This is a genomic window from Mesorhizobium sp. M2A.F.Ca.ET.039.01.1.1, assembly GCF_003998035.1.
Lineage (GTDB): Bacteria > Pseudomonadota > Alphaproteobacteria > Rhizobiales > Rhizobiaceae > Mesorhizobium.
Genome location: NZ_RZRY01001525.1, coordinates 1 through 452 on the forward strand (window position 1 = coordinate 1; position 452 = coordinate 452).

At 64.8% G+C, this 452-nt stretch carries 2 protein-coding genes; both read left to right on the forward strand.

Annotated features, from left to right (window positions below; all coding sequences use genetic code 11):
• Positions 1–159, forward strand: a 159-nt coding sequence (locus EOA24_RS40760; RefSeq protein ID WP_281059958.1) for a di-heme oxidoredictase family protein, incomplete at its 5' end; no start/stop codon positions are given.
• Between the two features lie 41 nt (positions 160–200).
• Positions 201–452 (forward strand): imelysin family protein (locus tag EOA24_RS40765; protein WP_281059959.1); only part of this gene is annotated, 252 nt, incomplete at its 3' end.

The window sequence follows — 452 nt, forward strand, 5'->3', positions numbered from 1 at the left end:
GTCAACGGCAATATGTTCTTCTTGCATGACGGGCGCGCCCGCACCCTCGCCGAGGCGATCCTTTGGCATGGCGGCGAGGGGCAGAAGGCGCGCGACCGCTTTGCCGCCGCCGATGCGGCGAACCGCGATGCGCTGGTCAAATTCCTGGAGTCCCTGTGAAGTCGAAGCGTCTTGCGTTTGCTCTCCTTCTTCCCCTGGCGATGGTCGGCCCATCCCCGGCATCGGCTGAGGTGAGGGCCTCCGCTGTCATCCAGCGGGCGATCGATGGTTTTATCCGTCCTGCCTATGCCAACCTGCGCGACCATGCCGGCAGCTTGACCAAGGCCGTGCGGGCGCTCTGCGATGCGCCGTCGCAAAGCGGCCTCGAGGCGGCGCGTGCCGAGTTTTCGGCCACGGTCGAAGCCTGGTCATCGGCTGAAATCATCGCTTTCGGGCCGATCAAGGAGAACAAC